The organism is Pseudomonas sp. GOM7, assembly GCF_026723825.1.
In the GTDB taxonomy this organism is placed as follows: domain Bacteria; phylum Pseudomonadota; class Gammaproteobacteria; order Pseudomonadales; family Pseudomonadaceae; genus Aquipseudomonas.
On record NZ_CP113519.1, the window covers coordinates 2984546 to 3002085 of the forward strand.

General features: G+C 63.3%; 14 protein-coding genes and 1 pseudogene. 5 read left to right on the plus strand and 10 right to left on the minus strand.

The window, feature by feature from the left end:
• Positions 1 to 396: 396 nt before the first annotated feature.
• The 4 genes and pseudogenes from OU800_RS24370 to OU800_RS13075 all read left to right on the plus strand — a co-directional run.
• Positions 397 to 738, plus strand: a pseudogene (locus tag OU800_RS24370) (methyl-accepting chemotaxis protein); the annotation flags it as partial.
• Positions 739 to 1149: 411 nt separating this feature from the next.
• Positions 1150 to 1302, plus strand: a complete 153-nt coding sequence (locus tag OU800_RS24375; RefSeq protein ID WP_442964780.1) for a PDC sensor domain-containing protein — start codon at positions 1150 to 1152, stop codon at positions 1300 to 1302.
• Between the two features lie 57 nt (positions 1303 to 1359).
• Positions 1360 to 1761, plus strand: a complete 402-nt coding sequence (locus tag OU800_RS13070) for an OsmC family protein (protein WP_268177717.1) — start codon at positions 1360 to 1362, stop codon at positions 1759 to 1761.
• Positions 1758 to 2618, plus strand: a complete 861-nt coding sequence (locus OU800_RS13075) for a pirin family protein (protein WP_268177718.1) — start codon at positions 1758 to 1760, stop codon at positions 2616 to 2618. The genes OU800_RS13070 and OU800_RS13075 overlap by 4 nt, the downstream gene beginning before the upstream one ends.
• Positions 2619 to 2896: 278 nt before the next feature.
• Here the strand turns inward: OU800_RS13075 and OU800_RS13080 are convergent, their stop codons facing one another.
• The 5 genes from OU800_RS13080 to OU800_RS13100 form a co-directional block, all read right to left on the minus strand.
• Positions 2897 to 3685, minus strand: coding sequence for a dienelactone hydrolase family protein (locus OU800_RS13080; RefSeq protein ID WP_268177719.1), 789 nt, complete (start codon positions 3683 to 3685; stop codon positions 2897 to 2899).
• 81 nt (positions 3686 to 3766) lie between these two features.
• The gene (locus OU800_RS13085; protein WP_268177720.1) at positions 3767 to 4768 is read right to left on the minus strand and encodes an HD-GYP domain-containing protein; all 1002 of its coding nucleotides are present in this window, start codon (positions 4766 to 4768) and stop codon (positions 3767 to 3769) included.
• Complete coding sequence (locus tag OU800_RS13090; RefSeq protein WP_268177721.1) at positions 4765 to 8445, minus strand: PAS domain S-box protein; 3681 nt, start codon at positions 8443 to 8445, stop codon at positions 4765 to 4767. Before OU800_RS13090 ends, OU800_RS13085 begins: the two co-directional genes overlap by 4 nt.
• A 244-nt stretch (positions 8446 to 8689) precedes the next feature.
• Positions 8690 to 10594 carry a molecular chaperone HtpG gene (gene htpG, locus OU800_RS13095; RefSeq protein WP_268177722.1) on the minus strand — a complete coding sequence of 635 codons (1905 nt, stop codon included), beginning with the start codon at positions 10592 to 10594 and terminating at the stop codon, positions 8690 to 8692.
• Between the two features lie 152 nt (positions 10595 to 10746).
• Complete coding sequence (locus OU800_RS13100; protein WP_268177723.1) at positions 10747 to 11988, minus strand: MFS transporter; 1242 nt, start codon at positions 11986 to 11988, stop codon at positions 10747 to 10749.
• A gap of 268 nt (positions 11989 to 12256) precedes the next feature.
• Between OU800_RS13100 and OU800_RS13105 the strand changes: the two genes are divergently transcribed.
• Positions 12257 to 12547 (plus strand): hypothetical protein, encoded by a 291-nt coding sequence (locus OU800_RS13105; RefSeq protein ID WP_268177724.1) that lies wholly within the window; start codon positions 12257 to 12259, stop codon positions 12545 to 12547.
• 49 nt (positions 12548 to 12596) lie between these two features.
• Here the strand turns inward: OU800_RS13105 and OU800_RS13110 are convergent, their stop codons facing one another.
• The 5 genes from OU800_RS13110 to sucC all read right to left on the minus strand — a co-directional run bounded on the left by OU800_RS13110 (position 12597) and on the right by sucC (position 17537).
• Positions 12597 to 12989, minus strand: coding sequence for an MAPEG family protein (locus tag OU800_RS13110; RefSeq protein WP_268177725.1), 393 nt, complete (start codon positions 12987 to 12989; stop codon positions 12597 to 12599).
• Entirely contained in the window at positions 12986 to 13720 is a 735-nt protein-coding gene (locus OU800_RS13115; protein ID WP_268177726.1) for a DUF599 domain-containing protein, read from the minus strand. Before OU800_RS13115 ends, OU800_RS13110 begins: the two co-directional genes overlap by 4 nt.
• A gap of 103 nt (positions 13721 to 13823) precedes the next feature.
• Entirely contained in the window at positions 13824 to 15137 is a 1314-nt protein-coding gene (gene brnQ / locus OU800_RS13120) for a branched-chain amino acid transport system II carrier protein (RefSeq protein ID WP_268177727.1), read from the minus strand.
• A 346-nt stretch (positions 15138 to 15483) separates the two neighbouring features.
• Positions 15484 to 16371: a succinate--CoA ligase subunit alpha gene (sucD, locus tag OU800_RS13125; protein WP_003240843.1), complete on the minus strand. Its 888-nt coding sequence runs from the start codon at positions 16369 to 16371 to the stop codon at positions 15484 to 15486.
• Complete coding sequence (sucC, locus tag OU800_RS13130) at positions 16371 to 17537, minus strand: ADP-forming succinate--CoA ligase subunit beta (protein WP_268177728.1); 1167 nt, start codon at positions 17535 to 17537, stop codon at positions 16371 to 16373. Before sucC ends, sucD begins: the two co-directional genes overlap by 1 nt.
• Between the last annotated feature and the right edge of the window lie 3 nt (positions 17538 to 17540).

Below are 17540 nucleotides of genomic sequence, written 5' to 3' on the forward strand. Positions count from 1 at the left end.
CCAGAACAGCAGCAATGGATGACCCGCCTGAATCTGTTCAGCGCCGGCCTGCAGCAGCGCATCCGCAGCAGCCTGACAGCCGCCGTCGGCATCGCTGCCCATGCGCCGCAACTGGCGAGTATCGCCGCCGCCAATCAGCAGAGCGGGCAAACCCTGGCGCAGTCTTCGGAGTTGATCGCCAGCGCCAGTGAACAGGTCACCACCACCCTCGATGCCGAGCTGGTACCCGGTGCCGGCGAGGTCGCCCGGCTGTCCAGCGAAGTTTCCGCCACCCTGCATCGCTGCCAGGAAAGCGGCAAGGCCGTGCTAGACCAGGTCGAGGTGATCGATGCCAGCGAGGCACAACTGATCCAGGTGATCGGGCAACTGACCGCACAGCTCGACGAGGTGAGCAAGGTCATCGGCGTGATCGCCAGCATTTCCCAACAGACCAATCTGCTGGCCCTCAATGCCGCCATCGAGGCCGCACGGGCCGGCGAGCATGGCCGTGGCTTCGCCGTGGTCGCCGAAGAGGTACGACGTCTGGCGGGCCGTACCACCGAAGCCACTGGCCAGGTCAGCGATATCATCGAAGGCTTCCGCACGGGCATGCAACAACTCAGCGATGCCAGCCAGCAGATGCACCAGGCCGTGGCCGATGGCCGTTGCGGCATTCTCGCCGTCAGTTCAGGGCTGGACAGCACGCGCCAGGTCATGGATCGCCTGGACGCTCAGGTCGGGCAGATCGCCGCCGGCACCGAACAGATCGGCCAGGCCGTGCGCTCCATCAATGGCGACGTGCAAGACATCGCCCGTGTGGCCGGCGATCTGCTCGGCAAGGCTGGCCAGGTGCTGCACCATAGCCAGGCCGTGCGCGAAGACGGTGACCATCTGCTCGCCGGGCTCGGCGACTTCCGCCTGGAGATCCACAACGCCGTACGTGCCAGTGTCGAGCAACTGGCGCAGCGCCCCGAACTGGGCGGCGAGGTGGCCGCCGCCGAACGCCTGCTCGAGAGCACTCTGGCACGCGACAATCGCTTCGAGCTGTTCTACCTGGTCGACCAGCGCGGCGTGCAGATTTCCGAGAACATCTTCGCCGCCGACCTGGCTCACGAGCAGCAGAGCAGTTGCCGAGGCTGCGACTGGAGCCAGCGCCCCTGGTTCCGCGCCGTGGCTGAACAGAAGGCCAGCCATATCACCCAGGTCTACCGTTCTTCGGCCACCGATGATTTCTGTTTCACCGTATCGGTGCCCATCCTCGATGGCCAGGGGCGTCTACTGCGCGTTCTGGGTGCCGACGTGCGCCTGTCGGCACTGGTGTGAAGGGCCCTGCCTGGGCTAGGCTTGCGACCATTGCCGTCACGCCTTCCGGGAAGCGCCATGATCCGCATTCATAGCAGCAAGGGTCTGCAGCAACAGATCAGCATCGACGCCCACCAACTGCTCGGCGACGTAGCTCCCGAACTGGGCGGCGACGGCGCCGGGCCTGATCCTCACGATCTGTTCGACGCCTCGCTCGGCACCTGCAAGGCCATGACCCTGCTGCTCTATGCGCGCCAGCGCGGCCTGCCGCTGGAGGGTATCGACGTCAGTGTCGAGCGCGACGACAGCGAAGAACGCGAGGGCAACTACCACCTGATCGTCGAGCTGTCGCTCAAGGGCCCTCTGGACGAGGCCCAGCGCCAGCAACTGCTGCGCATCGCCGACAAGTGTCCGATCCACAAGCTGATGACCAGCACCGATATCCAGATCGAAACCCGCCTGACCGGGGCCTCGGCATGAGCGGCCTGCAACTGATCCAGCCGCGCGCCGAAGACATTTCCGGCCAGCCGATCCTGCGTCCGCTGCCCTCGGCGCGTGCCCGCAGCATCGGCCCCTTCGTCTTCTTCGACCATATGCTGGAACAGGACTACCCAGCCGGCAGCGGCATGAACATCGCCCAGCATCCGCATATCGGCCTGTCCACCCTCACCTACCTGTTCGAGGGCCAGTTGCAGCACAAGGACAGCCTTGGCTCGGATCAGTTGGTCGAACCCGGTGACGTCAGTTGGATGACCGCTGGGCGCGGCGTCGCCCATGTCGAACGCACACCGCCCGGGCAACGCGGGCAGCACAAGCGTCTACATGGCTTGCAGGTCTGGCTGGCCCTGCCACAGTCGGAGGAAGACTGCGCCCCCAGCTACAAGCATCATCCCGCCGTCTCTCTGCCACGCAGCGAGGCCATGGGCGTAGGCATTACCCTGATCGCCGGCAGAGGTTTCTGCCTCGAATCACCCGTGCCGGTACGCTCCCCCACCCTCTACGCCGAGCTGCGTCTGACCGCCGGCGCCAGCCTGCTGATCCCGACCGAGTACAGCGAGCGTGCGCTCTATCTGATCGATGGCGAGGCCGAACTGGACAGTGAAGCCCTGCCCACCCATACCATGGCCGTCATTCCGGCCGGCGAGACACCGCTGCTTCGCGCCTGCGGCGAATGCCACCTGGCGCTGATCGGCGGTGAGCCCATCGGCCCACGGCGGATGAACTGGAATTTCGTAGCCAGCACCCCGCAATTGATCGACCAGGCGCGCCGACGCTGGGCCGCTGGCGACTGGCCGCAGGTGCCGGGAGAAACCGAGCGGATCGAGTTGCCCGGCTGAAATCCATCCCTAAACACCGGTACCAGGCGGTGCCTTTCATAGCAAAGGACTGCCATCTTGCCCTCGTATCGCACCCTCTCAGGCCTTCCGTTGTTGCCCGCGTTGGCCCTGGCCGATCTACCCAGTTTCAAACCTGAGCCCAGGCAGCACGCTCAGGTACAACAGCAAGGCGAAGGCTATTTTCTGCAGCGCGTACGGACTGCGGCAACCCTGAGACGCGCGTCGCAAGCACAAAAAAGGCTGCAGCCAAGGGATGCAGCCTTTGAGGAAAGCCCGTATCACTGCTCGGCAAACACCTCATCGAACAGATCGTTCATGGCCCTGAAGGCCCGCGCGGCCACCACCGGATGGTACTGATTAGAGCCCGGCACGTTGGCCTTAGGGTTGGTGAACGAGTGCACCGCACCGCCATAGCTGACCAGTTGCCAGTCGGCCTTGGCCGCCTTCATCTCGGCGATGAAGCCGTCGACCTGCTCCTGTGGCACGGCCGGGTCGTCCGCGCCGTGCAGTACCAGCACCGGCGCCTTGATGTTCTTGGCATCGGCAGGATTGGGGGTATCCAGATTGCCATGAAAGGAGACGAAGCCCTTCAGCGGCGCGCCCGAACGCGCCAGCTCCAGCACGGTGCCGCCACCGAAGCAGAAACCGATGGCACCCAGCTTGCTGACATCCAGCGCCACCTCGCTGCTCTGCGCCTTGAGCACCTCGACCGCCGCCTGGGCGCGCTTGCGCATCAGCGCGCGGTCGCTGCGCACCGCCGTGGCGGCCGCCTTGGCTTCGTCGGCATTGCTCGGGCGAATGGACTTGCCGTACATGTCGGCAAGAAACACCACGTACTTGTCCCCGGCGGCGCGCGCCGCCTTCTTCACCGTGTCCTCGTTCACCCCCATCCAGTTGGGCACAGCCAACAAACCGGGGCGTGGGGTGCTGACCGAATCGTCATAGACCAGCACGCCCTCGAAGGCTTCACCGTCGATTTCGTAGGGTATGGGCTTGGCCACGACCGCCGCCTCTGCCAGGCCACCGAGCGTGGCGCACAGGAGCGGAGCCAGGGTTTTCTTCTGCATGGGTAAGCATCCTCAGTGGTGAATGGATGAGCCACATGGCCCGTCGGCCACGCCTTGGCCGAGTAACCTTGTACAAAATGATCAGGCACCCTGTTCGGCCCAACGTTCCTTGATCTGCAGGATTTCCGGCAGACAGCCGATGAACAGCTCCACCAGGCGCGGGTCGAAGTGGCGGCCGCTCTGCTCGCGCAGGAAGGCAACAGCCTCTTCCACCGGCCAGGCCTGTTTGTAGGGACGCACGCTGGTCAGGGCATCGAAGACATCGGCAATGGCGACGATACGCCCCTCCAGCGGGATGTCCTCGCCGCTGAGGCCGTTGGGGTAGCCAGTGCCGTCCCATTTCTCGTGGTGCGACAGGGCGATGCGCTGGGCGGTGCGCAGCAAGCCGGAGCTGTGTTCGCCGATGATGCGCGCGCCGATCTCGACGTGCTGACGCATGATCTGCCATTCCTGTTCATCGAGCTTGCCCGGCTTGCGCAGCACCGCATCGGGTATGCCGATCTTGCCGACATCGTGCATGGGCGCGGCGTTGAGCAACTCCTCGGCCGCGCTCTCGCTGAAGCCGGCGGCCAGGGCCAGAACCTTGGAGAAATGACTCATGCGGATCACATGCAGCCCGGTCTCGTTGTCCTTGTATTCGGCCGCCATGCCCAGGCGCTGGACGATCTGCAGGCGCGTGCGCTTGAGCTCGTCGAGGCGCACCAGGGACAGGTGCGTGCGCACCCGGGCGCGAACGATCGAGGGGCTGACCGGTTTGGTGATGTAGTCCACCGCACCCACCGCAAAGCCATGGGCCTCGTCGTCGATATCGGCCAGGGCGGTGACGAAGATCACCGGGATCGACTGCAACAAGGGGTCGGCCTTCAGGGTTTCGCACACTTCATAGCCGGTCATGCCGGGCATCATCACATCGAGCAGGATCAGGTCAGGCACTTCCCGCGCCGCCATTTCCAGTGCACGCGCCCCTTCCTTGGCGAACAGCAGGCGGTAATCGTCCTGCAGGATATGGCGCAGTACCTGCAGGTTGGTCGGCTCGTCATCGACCAGTAGCAGCAGCGGACGGGTATCGTTGGTCTGGGTCATGATTCGGGTATTTCCTCGTCCTGCAGTTGCAGCAACAGTTCATTCAGCTCGGCAAGTGCCAGATCGAAGTCGAAATCGTCCAGGGCCTGGCGGATGCGCGCCACGCTCGCCACATCGCTGCAGCCGCTCTCCAGTATCTGCATGGCGGCATCGTTCAGACCGCCTCGCAGCATGGCTTGACGCAATTGCAGGCCAGCCAGGTGCAAGGTGGCGCTGTCGAGTGGCTGCACAGGGGTGACCGGTGCCAGACCTCCCGGCGGCAAGGGTACGGCAGCGGCGATGGCCTGCAAGGTCTGCTCGACACGCCCGGCCAGCTCCCGCAGCGTTGCCTCGTCCTCGGACTCGAAACCCTGTTCGAGGCGCAGTGCCAGCTCCGCCAGGCCGGTCAATGCCAGGTTGCCGGCCACACCGCGCAGACGATGCGCCAAAGCCCGACCGGCCTGCCAGTCTTGAGCGCCGAGCACCTCTTCGAGCCGTGCAGGCAGGTCTTTCTGTTCGGCGACGAAGGCATGAATGGCCTCAGCCATGCGCAGCGCACCGCCCCAACGCAGGCTGCCCCGTGCCCAGTCGAACAGGCCATCGCCGTTGTGCAGATGGCTGACGCTGGCCGGTACCTGGGTCAGGCCGCGCACCCGGGCAATTTCCCAGAGCAGTGCCTGCATGTCCAAGGGCTTGGCGGCGAAGGCATTCATGCCGGCATCCAACGCCGCCTGGCGGTCATGGTCGAGCACACTGGCAGTCAGGGCGATGATCGGTACTGCCGGGCGTGCCTGCTCGAGTTCCAGCGCACGAATGCGCCGCGAGGCTTCCAGCCCATCCATGCCGGGCATCTGCACGTCCATCAGAATCAGGTCGAAGCTGCCTTCGGCGAATGCGGCGAGCACCTGTTCGCCATCGCCAACACAGTGCACGCGGTGCCCCAGGCGTTGCAGGTTGATTTGCAGCAGCTCAAGGTTCTGCGGCACGTCATCGGCAGCAAGGATGGACAGGCGCCCCAGCTCCGGCAATGCCACGTGCTGCGGCGATATCCTCTGCTTGCCGGCACGCAGTGGCAGCTCGACACTGAAGCAACTGCCCTGCCCCTCGATGCTCTCCACGCGCAATCGACCGCCCATCAGCTCGACCAACTGTCGCGAGATGGTGGTACCGAGGCCATTGCCACCGAAGCGACGGCTCATCGAGGCATCGGCCTGGGCGAAGGGCTCGAAGATCCTTTCCAGGCGATCAGCGGCGATGCCGATGCCGGTGTCTTTCACCGCCAAACGCATCGCTTCTGGCTCACCGGAAACCGTCAGGCACACTTCGCCCTCGAGGGTGAACTTGACCGCATTGCCCAGCAGGTTGGTCAGCACCTGCTGGATGCGCAGCGAGTCGCCGCAGAAGAATTCAGGCACCGTTTCCGGGTAATCCAGATGCAATCGCAAGCCCTTGCTCTCGGCCGCCAGGCGCTGGGTGGCGCAGACCTGCTCGCATAACTCGCGCAGGGAGAAATCTAGGGCCTCCAGCTCGACGGCGCCGCGGTCGAGCTTGGCCGTATCGAGAATGTCGTTGAGCAGCCCCAGCAATGAGCGCGACGCGTCATGCACGGTTTTCAGGTGACGCCGCTGCTCGCTGGACAGCGAGGTGTTCAGCAGCAGCTCGGTAAACCCGATGATGGCGTTCATCGGGGTGCGGATTTCGTGGCTCATGTTGGCCAGGAAGCTGCTGCGTGCGGCGGCAGCGGCCTCGGCGCGGTCACGGGCAGCACGCAGTTCCTGCTCCATCAAGCGCCTTGGGGTCAGGTCGGTGGCCAGCTTGACCACCTTGAAGGGTTTGCCATCGCTATCGAGAATCGGGTTGTAGCTGGCCTGGATCCAGCATTCGCGCCCGCCCTTGCCAAGCCGCCGGTACTCGCCCATACGGAAATGCCCGGCACGCAGTTCCTCCCAGCCCTGCCGGTAGGACTCGCTGGCCACCAGCTCAGGGTCGCAGAACATGGCATGGGGCTGGCCAATCACTTCTTCGCGCGCGTAACCGAACAGCGCCAGAGCATTGTCGTTGATCTCCAGCACCCGGCCATCGAGGTCGAACTCCACCATGGCCATGGCCTTGCTGATGGCCGTGACCTTGCCCTCGTACTCGGCGTTGCGCTGCTTGGTTTCGGTCTGATCGAGCAATACGCCATCGATCCAGCGCGTCACACCCTCCGCGTCGCACACCGCACTGCCGCTTTCCCAGATCCAGTGCTCACGGCCATCGCGGTCGAACAGGCGGTACTCCACCGTGTAGTTGCGTTGCTGCTCGATGGCTCGGTTCACCTCATCGGCCACACGCTGGTAGTCATCCGGGTGATACAGATCGGCGATGGAGCAACGCCGGGAGATGAAATCCTCGGCACTCCAGCCCGTCAGCGTCTGCACCGCATCGCTGATGAACAGCATGCTCCAGTCGCGATCGAGCAGGCAGCGGAACGACACCCCGGGAATGTTGCCGATCAGCGAGCGGTATTGCAGTTCGCTCTCGCGCAGCGCCTTCTCCATGTGTTGCCGCTCGCTGATATCGCTGACGAAGACCACGAACAGGGGGCGATGACCGGCATGGGTGATGCCGACGCTGATCCGCACCGGTTTTTCCTCGCCGTCATGGCTCAGGCAAATCAGTTCCCGTTCGCCGTTGGCCATGGAGAGCTGCCCGCAGCGCAGATAATCGGCGAGCAGTTGCTCGATCTCTCCCACCAGGCGCTGGGGCACCAGAGTACTCATGTGCATGCCCACCAAGCTCTGCGGCGCCCAGCCGAATAGACGCGTGACCGAGCGATTGGCCGAACGCACGATGCCCCGATGATCGACGGTGACGATGGCATCCAAAGCCGTATCGAAGATCGAGCGCAGATGCTGCTCGCTGGCCTTGAGCTGCTGACTCATGCGGCGATAACGCAGCATGGTATTCACGGCCACCACGCAGACGGTCAGGGTGACGGTCAGCAGGGTGATGGCTACGGCGATATAGCCACTGTCCATCACCCCCGTGGGTTCGGCGAACTCGGGCGTGCCGACAAAACGCGCAGCCGCCATGCCGGTATAGTGCATGCCGCTGATGGCCAGACCCATGACCAGCGCGCTGATGGCCAGGGTCCAGAATGCGGGTAGCCGCCCCTCCAGGCCGAAGCGTATCCACAAGGCGAGTATGGCCAGAGCAACGGCCACGATGATCGACAGTGCGAACATCCAGGGGTCGTAACGCAACAGCGGCGCCATCTCCATCGCGGCCATGCCGCTGTAGTGCATGGCGCCGATGCCCGCACCGACCAGCACGCCCCCTACGCAGAGTTGCAGCAGGCTCAGATCACGCCGTGCCAGCAGACTCAACGCCACCCAGGAAGCCCCCAGACTGGGCAACAGGGACAGCAGGGTGATGCCCAGGTCGAAATGCACGGTGGCGCAAAGCTCGAAGGCCAGCATGCCGAGAAAATGCATGGCCCAGATGCCACCACCGAGCGCCAGTGAGCCGGTGAGGATGGTGACGTGGCGGGCCATGGGCTGGGTACTGTTACGCGCCTCGCCAGCCAGTTGCAGGGCCATGCCGGCAGTGAACACGGCGATGGTCAACGACAGCAGCACCAGACCGGGGTCGTAGTTGCTGAGAACCAGAACGGCAGGATCCGCGCCCATGATGAAGAGTAGATCGAAGAGCGCCATAGAACCCCGAAGCACGCAATTGAAGGCAAAGCGCCACCATCACAGCCGACAACCCTCTCCCTGTCAATCTATGGGGCTGATAGCAAAGCCTCGCGCACACGGCGCTGGAGCTGCCCTGGGTAATGGGCAAGTGCGGCTGACGAAGCGGTCTTGCGGATAAACCTAGACAATAAAAACGCCGCGTTCCAATACGGAGCGCGGCGTTTCTTGAAACGGGCTGGGAGCAGGCTCCCAGCATTCGGAGTCAGGCGGAAAGCTCGACCAGCAGCTTGTTCAGGCGCTGCACGTAGGCAGCCGGATCCTTCAGGCTGTCGCCGGCCGCCAAAGCCGCCTGATCGAAGAGGATATGCGAGAGGTCGGCGAAGCGGTCTTCGTCGGGCTCGGCATCCAGACGCTCGATCAGCGGATGCTCCGGGTTGAACTCGAAGATGGGCTTGGAGTCCGGCACCTTCTGCCCGCTGGCCTCGAGGATCTGGCGCATCTGCAGGCCGAGATCCTGTTCGCCAATGGCCAGGATCGCCGGCGAATCAGTGAGGCGGTGGGACACGCGCACCTCGGCCACCTGCTCGCCCAGCGCACCCTTGAGGCGCTCGATCAGCCCCTCCTTGGCCTTGGCCACTTCCTCCTGGGCCTTCTTGTCCTCTTCCGAGTCCAGCTTGCCCAGATCCAGGTCGCCACGAGCCACATCGACGAACTGCTTGCCGTCGAACTCGGTCAGGTAGCTCATCAGCCACTCGTCGATGCGATCGGTGAGCAGCAGCACTTCGATGCCCTTCTTGCGGAAGACTTCCAGGTGCGGGCTGTTCTTGATCTGCGCGTAGGATTCGCCGGTGAGGTAGTAGATCTTGTCCTGGCCGTCCTTGACGCGGCTCAGGTAGTCGGCCAGCGACACGCTTTGCTCGTCGCCCTCGCCAGCGGTGGAGGCAAAGCGCAAGAGACCGGCGATCTTCTCCTTGTTGGCGAAGTCTTCCGCCGGGCCTTCCTTGAGTACCTGACCGAAGGCTTTCCAGAAGGTCTTGTAGTCGTCCGGTTTGTCCTTGGCCAGCTTCTCCAGCATGTCCAGCACACGCTTGGTCAGTGCCGACTTCATCGAGTCGATCACCGGATCTTTCTGCAGGATCTCGCGAGAAACGTTCAGCGACAGGTCGTTGGAGTCCACCACGCCCTTGATGAAACGCAGGTACAGCGGCAGGAACTCATCGGCCTGATCCATGATGAACACGCGCTGCACGTAGAGTTTGAGGCCCTTGGGCGCTTCGCGGTGGTACAGGTCGAACGGCGCACGGCCCGGCACGTAGAGCAGCGAGGTGTACTCCAGCTTGCCCTCGACCTTGTTGTGGCTCCAAGTCAGCGGGTTCTCGAAGTCGTGGCCGACGTGCTTGTAGAACTCCTGGTACTCCTCGTCCTTCACTTCGCTGCGTGGGCGGGTCCACAGGGCGCTGGCGCGGTTGACGGTTTCCCACTCGGGCTCGGCGGGCTTGTCCTTCTCATCGCCATAGTGCTCTTTCGGCAGCTCGATGGGCAGGGCGATGTGGTCGGAGTATTTCTTGACGATGTTGCGCAGACGCCAACCATCGGCGAACTCTTCCTCGCCCGCCTTCAGATGCAGGACGATACGGGTGCCACGCTCGGCTTTCTCGATAGTGGCCACCTCGAATTCACCCTCGCCCTGCGATGACCAATGCACGCCCTCGGCAGCCGAAAGACCGGCGCGACGGGTGAACACCTCCACCTTGTCGGCGACGATGAAGGCCGAGTAGAAGCCCACACCGAACTGGCCGATCAGGTGCGAATCCTTCTTCTGATCACCGGAGAGGTTCTTGAGGAAGTCGGCGGTGCCGGACTTGGCGATGGTGCCCAGGTGCGCGATGACCTCATCGCGGCTCATGCCGATGCCGTTGTCCTCGAGGGTAACGGTCTTGGCCTCCTTGTCGAAGGACAGGCGGATCTTCAGCTCGGCGCCGCCCTCGAGCAGCTCGGGCTTGGCCAATGCCTCGAAACGCAACTTGTCGGCGGCATCGGAGGCGTTGGAAATCAACTCGCGCAGGAAGATTTCCTTGTTCGAGTACAGGGAATGGATCATCAGGTGAAGCAGTTGCTTCACCTCGGTCTGGAAGCCCAGGGTTTCTTTTTGAGTTTCCACACTCATGGTCGTCTAACTCCACATGCTGGTCTGAGCCGCCGGGCGGCGGATGACCTACAGATGGGGCCAGTACGATGGATTTCAAGGGCTTAGGGTCTGTTGCCATTTGGCGCAGCAACGCGGCTCGCGTCGAAACGGCAACAGACCCTAGCGTGCAGCTAGGGCTCCAACAGTTCCAGGCGGCCGATTTCCTCCGGCGCGAAGCTGAAACTGGCCTGCCCGCCGCCGCTGCCCATCTGCTGGCTTAGACGAATGCTGCCGTCGCTGTCGATGCCGACGAAGCGCCCCTCCACCGTACCGCCATTGGCCCGAACCAGGCGCATACGCAGGTTACGGTACAGCTCCGGGCTTCGCTGCAGGCGCGTCAGACTGAAGCGTTCACGACGATCCAGCGGCCGGCTGACTCGGGGTTCCTCGACGACCTGGGGGTTCTCGGCCACCGGCTGGGCATCCGCCGCCGGCAAGGGTGGGAAGTGATCGGCCTCGACCACCCAGCCCTGCGCGCCCTTGTTCAGCGTGACCGGCAAACGCTCGAGCCGCGTACCGATCCGTGCCTCGACCTCCAGCTCCAGGCGTTCACCCTTGAAACTGAAGGTCGGCAGCCTGGACAGCTCCACCGCCTCGGTGGCGAAGCGTCGCTGCACGTAATCACGGAGCACGTAGGCAATGGTGTCACGCGAGTCGAAGCTGCGATCCACCCGGCCGTCACGGTAGCGCAGGCGATCTGTGTACAGTTCCACGCGGCCACTCAGGCTGGTCTTGAAACGCGGCGGCAGCACCAGATGAAAGTCACCGATCAGGCGGTTCGGCGCCTCTGGGCGCAGATCCAGGTGCAGGGTATAACCACGAGCGAGGCGGCGAGCCTCGGGCAGATCCTGCTCCGGCAGCAACCAGCTCAGTTCCACCTCCGGCAAGTTGCCGGTGTCTTGCGGTAGCACATCGACGCGCACCGGGCCGCTCACAGGCTGCGGCAGGCGAATGGTCAGCTCGCGCAAGGCGAAGAAATCCATGCCCTCACGCAGCCGCAGCACACCCTCGATCAACTCGCCCTGTTGCGGCTGGAACGGCAGGCCGTTGAGTTTGCCACGCAGATCGATGGCCAATTCGCGCGGTGCCTGTACCTCGGGCTGCAACCAGTCCAGACGCAAGATGGCCGCGAGCCGGTCAGCATCCTTGCTGGCCAACAGCGTCATGCCCACCACCAGCGGGATGATGCCCAGCCCCACCAGCATCAGGGCGCTGCGCGCCTTGGCCCAGTGCCGCAGGATATACAGCAGCGTCAGGAGGGGGATCAGGCTGCCCCAGCCCCACAGCAAGCTGGTGGAGAAAGCGCGCATGACCAGCCAAACCAGGCCTGCCAGGATCAACAGCAAGCCCCCGATAATCAGTAACGCATCCATCCAGCAGTTCCTTGTCTTCTATAGCGTGCGCAGGCAAAGCGCATCATCGCCGCAAGCCGTCGTGCGACCGTGCACCACGATAATGGCCGCTCCCCGAGTAATCCACCAAGGAGTCGATGATTTTCAGCAAATCTGTGCACCCTCTCATCCGGTGCGCCCCTCAACCTTGGATAGGGCCAGCGCCGGGAACTTCGTGGTGCTCGGTTGGCTCCAAGCAATGCGTATGGGCCCTGCCCCGCACCATAACTCTCAGACATGGAGTGCTATCGTGAAAAAACATCTGACTTACGTCCTGCTGCTTGCCACCGCTCTGGGTCTGGCCGCCTGCGAGAAGAGCCCGGAAGACAAGATGGAGTCGGCCAAGGAGTCAGTCTCCGAAGCCATGGACAACCTGGGCGATGCCGCCAAGGAGAGCGGCGAGGCCATCGAACAGAAAACCAACGAAGCCCTGGGTAACGAACCCACCACTGGCGAAAAGATTCAGAACGCTGCCGATGATGCAGCAGACGCCGTCGAGGATGCCGGCGATGAAGCCAAGGATGCCGTCGACGGCAACTGATCGCCCTCTCGAGCACGCAACGAGGCCCGCTCTGCGGGCCTCGTTCGTTTCATAGCGCCGGGCTGAGCATCAGCAGCAGGCTGCTGGCCAGACCGACGATCCATACCAGGCTGCGCTGCCAGTGCAGATCCCACCAGTACAGCAGCAGATAGAGCACGCGGCTGACCACGAAGGTAATCGCCAGAACGTCCACAAGTAGCCCATTGGTCTGGCTGACGTGAGCCATCAGCACTCCGGCGACGAACAGCGGAAAGGCCTCGAAGCTGTTCAGATGCGCTGCCAGGGCACGCGCGCCGAAGCCGGTCAGGCGTGCCTGCTGAGCGCGCGGATGATGGTTGTCGTAGCGTCCACTCCCCTCCTCGGCCATGGCCTTGGCCACCGGCGCCTTGGCGATGAAGATCAGCAAGGCACTGATGAAGATGCACCAGAACGGTATCGTCATTCGCTTTTCTCCTTGGCCGCCTCGGCGGCCGGTGTTGGGGTGTAGACCATCACTTCCAGCACGTCCGAGTGGAATTCGCGGTGATACAGCACCAGCACCACACCGGTGGTGACCAGCATGAAGAACCAGGGGTTGATGAACCAGGCCAGGGTGGCCATGCCGAAATAGTAGGCACGCAAGCCGAAGTTGAACTGGTTGGCGGCCATCGAAATCACCCGTGCAGCTCGTTCGGCGAAAGCCCTGCGTTCCGGCTCGGTGACGTGCCGCTCACCCACCATGGGCGCCGAGCCCACCAGCACCGCAGCGAAGTTGTACTGGCGCATGCACCAACTGAAGGTGAAGAAGGCGTAGACGAAGATGATCCCCAGGCACAGCAGCTTGATCTCGGACAGGCCACGGCTGACCGGCTGCACGAAGGGAATGTCCGCCAGCAACGACAGGGCGCGGTCGGAGGCGCCCAGCACGGTGAGAATACCGGCGAGGATGATCAGTGTGCTGGAGGCGAAGAACGAGGCGTTACGTTCCAGGTTGCCGATCACGTTGGCATCGGCGATGCGGTTCTCGCGTAGCAGCATGCGCCGCATCCAGTCCTCGCGATAGAGGTGCAGGACACTGGCCAGGCACGGTGTGGTACGGCCCTTCCAGGAAGCATAGCGGGTATAGCCGCCCCAGCACAGAACGAACCAGAGCGCGGCGAGAAAATGGGGCAAAAGTGTGTTGCTGGTGGGCATGCCAACTCCTTGTATGACTGCCGCGAATTATAGCCGGAGCGCAGGCTTGCTGGTTCGACAAAAGGCAAAGAGAAACGCCGCGATTTCGCGGCGTTTCGTCGATTCAGGCGGCGCTGGTCTGCCGGCTGCCAAGGATGCGGTCGAGCAAGGCGACCAGTGCCAGGGTGACGAGTACCGGCACCAGCCAGCCCAGGCTCTGCCCAGCCAGCGGCAATTGGCCGAACCAGGCTGGTACATGCTCAGCATAGGCCGATGCGGCCAGACCGTCGGCCACACCGAAGACCAGGGTCACGGCCATCACCGGCACGAACACCAGCGCTTGCGAGCACCACAGGCGGTTGGCCAGGCTCAGGGCGACCAGAACGATGGCCAGCGGATACAGCCCCACCAGCACCGGAACGGAGAAGCTGATCAACTGGGTCAACCCCTGGTTGGCGACCACCAGGCTGAACAGCCCGAACAGGATCACCACCAGACGATAGGAAACCGGCAGCAGCTTGCTGAAGAACTCGCCACAGGCCGTCAACAGCCCCACCGCGGTGGTCATGCAGGCCAGGGTAATGACCACGGCCAGCAGCAGGCTGCCGGTGATACCGAAGGTATGGTTGACGTAGGTGGTCAGCACCTGCACACCATTTTCCGCATCACCGGCGATGCCCTGGCTGGTGGCGCCAAGATAGAACAGCGCCAGATACACCAGCGACAGGCCAATGGCCGCGATCATCCCGGCGATCATCGAGTAGCGTGTTACCAGAGCGCTGTCGCTGACACCGCGATCACGAATGGCACTGGCGATGACGATGCCGAACACCAGCGCACCCAGGGTATCCATGGTCAGGTAGCCCTGCAGGAAGCCCTGCACCAACGGTGCGTCACGGTAGCTGTCGCTGACCACACCGATCTCGCCGGCCGGCGCGAACAGCGCCGCACCACCGAGCACCAGCAAGGCACTGAGCAGCACCGGGGTGATGAATTTACCGATGCGATCCACCAGGCGCCCCGGATTGAGCGAGAGGAACAGCACCACGGCAAAGTACGCCAGGGTGTAGAGCAGCAGGGACAGCGCCTCGTCGCCCGTGAAAGGCGCGACGCCCATCTCGAAAGACACCACGGCGGTGCGCGGCGTGGCGAACAGAGGGCCGATGGCCAGATAGACGGCGACCGCCAGCAGCGTGCCGGCGACCTTGCCCAGCGGCGCGGTCAGGCTGTCCATGCCACCGCCGACACGGGCCAGCGCCACGACGGTGAGCAACGGCAGACCCACGCCCGTCAGCAGAAAGCCCAGGGCGGCAGGCAGTAGATTGGCCCCGGCGGCCAACCCGGCACTGGGCGGGAAGATGATGTTGCCGGCGCCGAGAAACAGCGCAAAAGTCATGAAACCAAGGGCCAGGACATCCAGGCCTTTCAAACGAGTCATAGCGGGAAATACCACAGGCAGGAATTCAGAAAGTCGCGCAGGTTTCCTTCAGGGATCAAGGGAAACGTCGCCCGAGCGTTTGGCTCGAACCACTGGGGGCGTCGCCCGGCGCTTGTGGCGCCACGGACAGGGTTAGCGGGCCATGGTAACGAAAACGGCCCTACAGCAGCTCAGGATGGGGCAAAGCTGTCGAAATGCCGCAATTCGCTGTCGCATGCGTGATAGTTGCAGGACTCCACATGACGACCACCCTGCCCCGTATACCTTCCCACCCTCATGGTTTGGCAGCTCCCGCAAAACAAAAAAGGCCACCCGAAGGTGGCCTCTCTCGATCCGCCAAGAACGCTTAGGCGTTCTTGACTTCCCAGCCGGTCAGCTCGGCCAGGGCCTTGCCGATGTCAGCCAGGGAACGCACGGTTTTCACACCAGCGTCCTGCAGGGCAGCGAACTTCTCGTCTGCAGTGCCCTTGCCGCCGGAGATGATGGCGCCAGCGTGGCCCATGCGCTTGCCGGGCGGAGCGGTCACGCCAGCGATGTAGGAAACCACCGGCTTGGTGACGTTGGCCTTGATGAAGGCAGCCGCTTCTTCCTCGGCCGAACCGCCGATCTCACCGATCATGACGATCGCTTCGGTCTTCGGGTCTTCCTGGAACAGCTTGAGGATGTCGATGAAGTTGGAGCCCGGGATGGGGTCACCGCCGATGCCCACGCAGGTGGACTGGCCGAAGCCGGCGTCGGTGGTCTGCTTCACGGCTTCATAGGTCAGGGTGCCCGAACGGGACACGATGCCGACCTTGCCTGGCAAGTGGATGTGACCCGGCATGATGCCGATCTTGCACTCGCCGGGAGTGATCACGCCTGGGCAGTTCGGGCCGATCAGGCGTACGCCCAGCTCGTCGCACTTGACCTTGGCTTCCAGCATGTCGATGGTCGGGATGCCTTCGGTGATGCAGACGATCAGCTTGATGCCGCCGTTGGCCGCTTCCAGGATCGAGTCCTTGCAGAACGGAGCCGGAACGTAGATCACCGACGCTTCGGCGCCAGTGGCTTCCACGGCTTCCTTGACGGTGTTGAACACCGGCAGGCCGAGGTGGGTGGAACCGCCCTTGCCGGGGGTCACGCCGCCAACCATCTTGGTGCCGTAGGCGATGGCTTGTTCGCTGTGGAAGGTGCCCTGCGAGCCAGTGAAGCCCTGGCAGATGACCTTGGTGTCTTTGTTGATCAGGATGCTCATTACTTACCCTCCGCGGCCTTGACGACCTGCTGGGCAGCGTCGGTCAGGCTGGTTGCCGCGATGATGTTCAGACCGCTTTCGGCCAGGACCTTGGCGCCCAGCTCAGCGTTGTTGCCTTCCAGACGGACGACGACCGGGACTTTCACGCCGACTTCTTTCACGGCGCCGATGATGCCTTCGGCAATCATGTCGCAACGAACGATGCCGCCGAAGATGTTCACCAGAACGGCAGCCACGTTGCTGTCGGACAGGATGATCTTGAACGCTTCGGTCACACGCTCTTTGGTAGCACCGCCGCCAACGTCGAGGAAGTTGGCCGGCTTGCCGCCGTGCAGGTTGACGATGTCCATGGTGCCCATGGCCAGGCCAGCACCGTTGACCATGCAGCCGATGTTGCCTTCCAGCGCGACGTAGTTCAGCTCCCACTTCTGCGCATGGGCTTCACGAGCGTCGTCCTGGGACGGGTCGTGCATGGCGCGCAGCTTGGGCTGACGGTACATGGCGTTGGAGTCGATGTTGATCTTGGCATCCAGGCAGTGCAGGTTGCCGTCGGCCTTGATCACCAGCGGGTTCACTTCCAGCAGGGCCAGGTCGTAGTCCTGGAACAGCTTGGCCAGGTTGACGAAGATGTGGGTGAACTGCTTGATCTGATCACCTTCCAGGCCTAGCTGGAACGCCAGCTCGCGACCCTGGTACGGCTGTGCGCCAACCAGCGGATCGATGGTGGCCTTGAGGATCTTCTCAGGGGTTTCGTGAGCCACTTTCTCGATGTCCACGCCACCTTCGGTGGAGGCCATGAACACGATACGACGGCTGGAACGATCGACGACCGCGCCCAGGTACAGTTCCTTGGCGATGTCGGTGCAGGATTCGACCAGGATCTTGCTGACCGGCTGACCATTGGCGTCAGTCTGGTAGGTCACCAGACGCTTGCCCAGCCAGTTGGCGGCGAACGCCTTGGCGTCGTCCTTGCTCTTGACCAGCTTTACGCCACCGGCCTTGCCGCGGCCACCAGCGTGGACCTGAGCCTTGACGACCCACTCGCTGCCGCCGATTTTTTCGCAGGCCTCTGCGGCTTCTTCCGGGGTGTCCACCGCGAAGCCCTTGGATACAGGCAGGCCGTATTCAGCGAACAGCTGCTTACCCTGATACTCGTGAAGATTCATGCT

Coding starts and splice junctions, on each gene's coding strand:
- sucD (WP_003240843.1), bottom strand. CDS start 16,371: ATGAGCATCCTGATCAACAAAGACACCAAGGTCATCTGCCAGGGCTTC.
- OU800_RS13080 (WP_268177719.1), bottom strand. CDS start 3,685: ATGCAGAAGAAAACCCTGGCTCCGCTCCTGTGCGCCACGCTCGGTGGC.
- OU800_RS13110 (WP_268177725.1), bottom strand. CDS start 12,989: ATGACGATACCGTTCTGGTGCATCTTCATCAGTGCCTTGCTGATCTTC.
- OU800_RS13090 (WP_268177721.1), bottom strand. CDS start 8,445: ATGGCGCTCTTCGATCTACTCTTCATCATGGGCGCGGATCCTGCCGTT.
- sucC (WP_268177728.1), bottom strand. CDS start 17,537: ATGAATCTTCACGAGTATCAGGGTAAGCAGCTGTTCGCTGAATACGGC.
- OU800_RS13115 (WP_268177726.1), bottom strand. CDS start 13,720: ATGCCCACCAGCAACACACTTTTGCCCCATTTTCTCGCCGCGCTCTGG.
- OU800_RS13075 (WP_268177718.1), top strand. CDS start 1,758: ATGAGCGGCCTGCAACTGATCCAGCCGCGCGCCGAAGACATTTCCGGC.
- OU800_RS13070 (WP_268177717.1), top strand. CDS start 1,360: ATGATCCGCATTCATAGCAGCAAGGGTCTGCAGCAACAGATCAGCATC.
- brnQ (WP_268177727.1), bottom strand. CDS start 15,137: ATGACTCGTTTGAAAGGCCTGGATGTCCTGGCCCTTGGTTTCATGACT.
- OU800_RS13085 (WP_268177720.1), bottom strand. CDS start 4,768: ATGACCCAGACCAACGATACCCGTCCGCTGCTGCTACTGGTCGATGAC.
- htpG (WP_268177722.1), bottom strand. CDS start 10,594: ATGAGTGTGGAAACTCAAAAAGAAACCCTGGGCTTCCAGACCGAGGTG.
- OU800_RS13100 (WP_268177723.1), bottom strand. CDS start 11,988: ATGGATGCGTTACTGATTATCGGGGGCTTGCTGTTGATCCTGGCAGGC.